8 protein-coding genes are annotated in these 6,189 nt (G+C 37.3%); 6 read left to right on the top strand and 2 right to left on the bottom strand.

From position 1 onward, the window contains the following. Positions 1–159 precede the first annotated feature (159 nt). From V7137_RS04975 to V7137_RS04965, 3 genes are all read left to right on the top strand, one after another. Positions 160–1,317: an ROK family transcriptional regulator gene (locus tag V7137_RS04975; RefSeq protein WP_335697040.1), complete on the top strand. Its 1,158-nt coding sequence runs from the start codon at positions 160–162 to the stop codon at positions 1,315–1,317. A gap of 31 nt (positions 1,318–1,348) precedes the next feature. Next, positions 1,349–2,320, top strand: coding sequence for a 2-hydroxyacid dehydrogenase (locus V7137_RS04970; RefSeq protein ID WP_335697039.1), 972 nt, complete (start codon positions 1,349–1,351; stop codon positions 2,318–2,320). A gap of 307 nt (positions 2,321–2,627) precedes the next feature. Beyond that, positions 2,628–3,341, top strand: coding sequence for a CAP domain-containing protein (locus V7137_RS04965; RefSeq protein ID WP_335697046.1), 714 nt, complete (start codon positions 2,628–2,630; stop codon positions 3,339–3,341). Positions 3,342–3,383: 42 nt separating this feature from the next. Here V7137_RS04965 and V7137_RS04960 read toward each other — a convergent pair whose 3' ends face one another. Together V7137_RS04960 and V7137_RS04955 are read right to left on the bottom strand one after the other, a co-directional pair. Beyond that, positions 3,384–3,584, bottom strand: coding sequence for a GNAT family N-acetyltransferase (locus V7137_RS04960; protein ID WP_335697038.1), 201 nt, complete (start codon positions 3,582–3,584; stop codon positions 3,384–3,386). 328 nt (positions 3,585–3,912) lie between these two features. Next, positions 3,913–4,773 carry an AraC family transcriptional regulator gene (locus V7137_RS04955; protein WP_335697037.1) on the bottom strand — a complete coding sequence of 287 codons (861 nt, stop codon included), beginning with the start codon at positions 4,771–4,773 and terminating at the stop codon, positions 3,913–3,915. A gap of 140 nt (positions 4,774–4,913) precedes the next feature. On the opposite strand from V7137_RS04955, the gene V7137_RS04950 reads away from it, so the two are divergent. From V7137_RS04950 to V7137_RS04940, 3 genes are all read left to right on the top strand, one after another. Then, positions 4,914–5,219 carry a DUF3221 domain-containing protein gene (locus V7137_RS04950; RefSeq protein ID WP_335697036.1) on the top strand — a complete coding sequence of 102 codons (306 nt, stop codon included), beginning with the start codon at positions 4,914–4,916 and terminating at the stop codon, positions 5,217–5,219. Positions 5,220–5,331: 112 nt separating this feature from the next. Next, on the top strand, positions 5,332–5,802 hold the full coding sequence (locus V7137_RS04945) for a hypothetical protein (protein WP_335697035.1): 471 nt from the start codon (positions 5,332–5,334) through the stop codon (positions 5,800–5,802). Next, the coding region (locus V7137_RS04940) for a hypothetical protein (protein WP_335697034.1) at positions 5,802–6,189 on the top strand (388 nt) is incomplete at its 3' end. The genes V7137_RS04945 and V7137_RS04940, both read left to right, overlap by 1 nt.

The raw sequence follows: 6,189 nt of genomic DNA, 5'->3' as shown, positions 1-6,189 counted from the left end.
AAAATAGTTTGTTGTTTGGATAAACTAATAAAATATAATGAATAAGGTGTTTTTAACAATATAAGTGTAATTTCACTAATAATTGATTTATAATGAAAGTAAATGACCAGAATAATATGGTGACTTAATTTATGCATTATACAAACGGGGTGTAAACTATTGATGATAGCAGATCAAATATTAGTGAAAAAAATGAATCAAAAGGTATTATTGAATGAAATTGTTTCTAATTCTCCGATCTCGAGGGCAAGATTATCGGAAATAACAGGATTAAATAAATCGACTGTATCATCCCAAGTAAATACATTAATAGAAAAGAAGCTGATTTTTGAAATTGGACAAGGGCAATCCAGCGGCGGAAGAAAGCCTGTTATGCTCGTTTTTAATAAAAATGCCGGATATTCAATCAGCATTGATATCGGCGTTGATTCTATTAATGGGATTCTAACAGATTTAAAAGGAAACATTGTCGTAGATCAATACCATCGTCTAGAGAAACCTTCTCTTGATAACAACAAAGATATATTATTTTCAATGATTAAGGAACTTAGCTCTCAAATTCCGGAATCTCCTTATGGTTTAATTGGTATCGGGGTATGTGTACCAGGTCTCGTCAGTACAGAGCAAAAGGTTATTTTCACTCCGAACATCGATTGGAATTATCAACTAGACTTAAAAGCCGATATCGAAAAGGAATTTCAAGTACCTGTTTTTATAGAAAATGAAGCCAATGCCGGTGCCTATGGGGAAAAAGTCTTTGGGGCAGCTAAAAATTACGAAAACTTAATTTACGTGAGTGTCGGTACGGGAATCGGAATCGGTATTGTCATTAATCATGATATATATCGAGGGGTGAATGGGTTCGCTGGTGAAATGGGTCATCTAACCATCGACTATAATGGACTCAAATGTAGTTGCGGCAACAAAGGGTGCTGGGAACTATACGCCTCTGAAAAAGCATTACTGCATACTTTTCAACAAAATAATCGCGTCACTTCCAGCCAGGAACTAATTAATCTCGCTAACCAAAACGATCCAGATATATTAATGGGATTACAAAATTTCGGCTTTTACCTTGGAATTGGATTAACAAGTATAATAAATACATTTAACCCGCAAGTAGTTATTATCCGGAATGACATTGTTGAAGCCCTGCCTATGGTTATGAACTCGATTAGAAATTCTATTTCATCAAGGAATAATGACCAGTTTAGCAACAATCAGGAACTATTTCTCTCTTCCTTAGGAAAAAATGCTCCCGCATTAGGGACGTCTTCGATTGTTATTGAACATTTCTTAGAAATGTTTACTGCTTAAATCATGTGTATGCTGAAAGGTGGAGGTATGTTTGAAAAAAACGATTTATATTACAAGAAAACTACCCGATGAAATTGTTGATAAACTCTCAAGTCAATTTCATGTGAAGATGTGGACTGAAGAAACTGTTCCTGTTCCAAGAGATGTTTTATTGAAAGAATTAGAAGAGGTCGACGGGCTTATCTGTCTATTAACGGAAAAGATAGATGAAGAGGTTCTAAATAAAGCGAAACAGTTAAAGGTCATTAGTAACATCGCGGTAGGCTATAATAATATCGATATTCAGGCCGCAACGGAGAGGGGAATTGTCGTTACCAACACGCCAGGTGTATTAACCGAGACGACAGCTGATTTAACGTTCGCCCTGCTAATGGCTGCAGCGCGAAGAGTCGTCGAGGGATCGGATTACTTGCGCAGTGGGGAATGGGGCGCCTGGTCCCTGATGCAGATGACCGGACAAGATATTTATGGGGCCACCCTAGGAATTATTGGGTTAGGCAGAATTGGAGAAGCCCTTGTCAAGCGGGCACAGGGCTTTGATATGAATGTTCTTTATCATAATCGGACACGGAAACGGGAAAAAGAAGAAAAGCTCGGGATTCACTACCGAGAAATAAAGGATCTGTTGCAGCAATCTGATTTTGTCTGCCTGCTGCTCCCTTACAGTGCTGAAGTCCATCATCTAATCGGTAAAGAAGAATTGGCACTTATGAAAAGAAATGCCATCTTGATTAATACAGCAAGAGGGGGCATTGTCGATGAGGAAGCATTATATCATTCTTTGAAAAATGGGGAGATTTGGGGCGCCGGACTGGATGTGTTTGAACAAGAACCCGTGTCTATTAATCATCCCTTATTAACCCTGCCCAATGTGGTGACACTGCCTCACATTGGAAGCGCAAGTCTGAAAACAAGAATGAAAATGGCTCATTTAGCAGCTGATAATATGCTGCGTGTTTTAACAGGTAGAGAAGCGCTTACTCCGGTTATTCCAAATAAATAATTGTAAAATACGACACTTTTCTGAAATATTTGTTAAGAAAGATGAACGTTGCAAAGGTTGTCAATATTATTATTCTATATAATTTTTGGTAAGTACACCATAATTTAGTATAAGGTGCAATAGAGGGTCTTTTTTCTAGATTGTTTCAGAGACTTAGAGTGTCAGGAGCTAGCTAGATTTGAGACTTTAATAAGAACAAACTGTGCTTCTTTATTGTAAAATCCTTCCTCAAATATGACAAAAATCATATGTTACGATGAATTTGTGGAAAAACGGCAAATTGTCAAAACAGGAGGAAGAAAAGATGATGAAGAAAAAAGCAATTCTAACTGTTGCAGCTGCGGCTGCATTAATGATGTCAAATCCAGTCTTAAATAAAGCTCATGCTGCCTCAACAAGTCCGTCGGTGCAGGAAAAGGTTTATGTTTACCAAGGGACTAATATGAATGAGATTAATAATATCATCGAAAACTATCTTGCTAGTTTAGGATTCTCATTTTCACAAAATACGGTCAAGCAGACAGCACAGACTCAACCAAATCAAACGGTCTCAACACAGAAGCCTGCTCAACCAGCGGCACAACAACCTGTGCAACAACCGGCAGCTGCGCCGCAACCTACTACAACAAAAACTACAACTGCTTTAAGTGCTTATGAGCAAAAAGTAGTGGATCTAACCAATCAAGAACGAGCCAAAAATGGTTTGCCAGCGCTAAAAGTGGATGTAACGCTTAGCAAAATGGCCCATGAAAAATCTCGTGATATGTCTGCTAATGGCTACTTCAGCCATACAAGCCCAACATACGGTTCACCATTTGATATGATGAAAAAATATGGGATAACCTATCGATATGCTGGTGAAAATATAGCGATGGGACAGCAAACTCCTGAAGAAGTAGTCAAAGCATGGATGAATAGTGAAGGACACCGTAAGAATATTCTTAGCCCGAACTACAATTATATTGGTGTGGGTTATGTGTCACAAGGGAATTACTGGACACAGGAATTTATCGGCAAATAATGAGAGCTTGGGGATGATTTGTCCCCAAGCTTTTTTTGTATGTCACAACTTATAAAAATAATAACGAAATTCGTCATCTATTTTAGATCCTTGTTTTTCCCAAAAGTGCCAAGCCTTTTCATTGGAATGCTCGACTGAAAGTTCGATACCTTTAGATTTTGTTAATAATGTAAATTCCTTCACTTTGGCAAAAAGATGTTTCCCAATTCCTTGTCCTTCTTCTTTGAAAATAAAAAAGAACACACCTCCTTCTTTGAAGAGGTGCACTCCCGATGAGCTTTCGTAATTATCAAACAAGTAAGTAATAGATTACATATTTAAGGGAGCAACTGTTTAGCTGGTGCTCTTCCTAATGTATCGGCTCCACCTACGCCTAATACCATGATAGCCACGCGTGCTATCCCCTCTAATATGTACTATATCTCCATATTATTAATAAAATATGAACTAAATATTAATCATTAGTTAATTTTGGTTAAAAACTAATCAAACGTCTGATTAAATCGCCAGATCCCTTGAAATACCTGGCTTGAAGAAACTAATCAAACGTTTTGATTAAAAAAATAACATCTTACTTTATAGGAATCCAGATTTCAGAGTAGTAATCAGGGCTCCAAGGATCTCCGGTGGAATAGACTTCCAAATCAGGTGTGCCAGCATGCTTGTAACGACTGGAAGGGAACCATTCGCTGTATATTTGTTTCCACACTTTTTGAATAGCATCGGGCATGGCGCCGTGAACTTCAAATACGGCCCACTTTGAAGCGGGTATCTCAAGATTCATTAAACCTTCTGGCGTGTCACCAGTATGTTCTGTAGCAATCCAGTAATCCATTAATTGTGACTGAGTGTCTCGTTTTTCAGCACATACACCAAGGACGCCGTTAATTTCCCCATTATTCACTTTGAATAATAAATCGTTGGTTCCGTCAGCATGAACATCAGCCCACATTTTTGGGATCTCCGTTAAGTTCTCCCCATTCACACATGATAATTCGCGCTTGATTCCAACAACTTTAAAACGATCTCTTTCAATAATCTTATATTTCATAGGTTCCGCTCCTTTCAATGTTACCTGTATGGCCAGGCGATTATATGATTTCAGTTTAGCGTGTGTTTTGCGTGCTTGACTTGGTGTTAGGTCATGCTGCCTGCGGAATGCTTTTGAAAAAGCCTCGGGAGTGTCATAGCCATACTTCAATGCGATATCAATTATTCGGCTGCTTGTATTAGAGAGTTCCTGTGCTGCAAGCGTTAACCGCCTGCGACGTAGATATTCTCCAAGAGTTATACCAGTTAATATGGTAAAAATCCGTTGAAAATGAAATTCAGATACATACGCTTGTTTTGCGATATCTTCAATGGATAGTTCATCAAGTAGATGTTCTTCCATATAATCGATTGCCCGCTGTAACGATTCGACCCATTCCATTTTGCTCACCCCTTGATTAAATAATAACAGTAAAACTTCATACATTCCTGTCAATTTCTGCTTTGTGATAGCAGGTTTGTGGCTTTATTCATGTTAAAATCGACCATAAGAACAGGTGCTAAGGTGGGGGGAGTTCCATTTTGAAAAAACATTTATTGTTGATTTTAATTGTTTGGTTTACATTAGTAGGTTGTAACGGGGGGAATGCAGAGAAAGGAAGGGTTGATATTAAGGGGATCATTAAAGAGGTCGATTATGAGAGGAATAAGATACTAGTAGAAGATAAGCACGAGGGGTTAGTCTGGGTCACCCTACAAGAAAATGAAGATATCTCTGAATATCTAGAAGGACAAGAGGTCGTTGTTTGGATTAAAGGTGGAATAAGAGAGTCCTCCCCAGCTCAAGCCGATGCACTAAATATTGAGTTCACAAATCCTAAAGATTAATAAAAGTTATGCAGAGGGCCGTAATCTTCCAAATACAGTGAAGTTTACCTTTGTTTAGTATGATTTTTCATAAATTAGCAAAGCTAATAGAAAAATCTTTGGGAGGCTTTATATGGGCTTTGTGATTTTTTTCTTACTGGCATGGTTGGTTGGATCTCTTTTGGCCGTTATACAGAAGAAATTAACATTTGCTGAGAATACCTTGGTGTTTTTAGTTGTTTTAATTGTTAGTATTAACTATTCTTGGATTGTCATTGAAGAACTAAAGCTAATAAAACTTACTAAATCAAGTTTGGAATATACGGGATACCTGCTCAATCGAAGTGTAATCACGCCAATTCTAGTCCTAGTTTTTGTAAATCTGCTTCTATGGAGTAAAACGATGATGATGAAAATAACACTAATTATTTCAGTTGTTATTTTAATGATTGGTTTAAGTAGTCTCTCTAACTTTTTTGGCATAATCGACTATAAACATTGGAATTACTGGTATGATGGAATCTATTTCCTCATTCTAAATGGTATTGCGATTTTTTCTTATAAGTTATTTGCGAGAGTCTCTCGGAATGTGGTGAGTTATTAATGATATTATGGGAAGATTTCGATAAAAATGAGATCTATATCTTAATTATGCTGGTTGTTTCATACACGGCATTCTTTCTATTTCCGAAAAGATTACCTAAATCGATAACTATTTTATTTTTAGTCTGGGGATTTGCGAGTTCTACTTTGTTTGATTTCACAATCGGTGGTGGATTGCTTGATTTTTATAAGGTCAATGATTCCAACAAATATGAACTATTCGATTTGATTAGCTATTTTTTATTTGCCCCGTTCAGCTATTTTTTCATTTATTTTTATGAAAGATTTCACATCGGTAGAAAGGCATTTATATTTTATGTGCTCGGTTGGTGCTGTGTAGGTTTACTAATGGAAAGAGTCTCAGGCTTCATGGGACTAACTCATTATC

This window comes from Neobacillus drentensis, assembly GCF_036962765.1.
Classification (GTDB): domain Bacteria; phylum Bacillota; class Bacilli; order Bacillales; family Cytobacillaceae; genus Neobacillus; species Neobacillus drentensis_C.
Note: the sequence above shows the minus strand (reverse complement) of the source record. Positions and strands in the feature narration are given on the sequence as shown.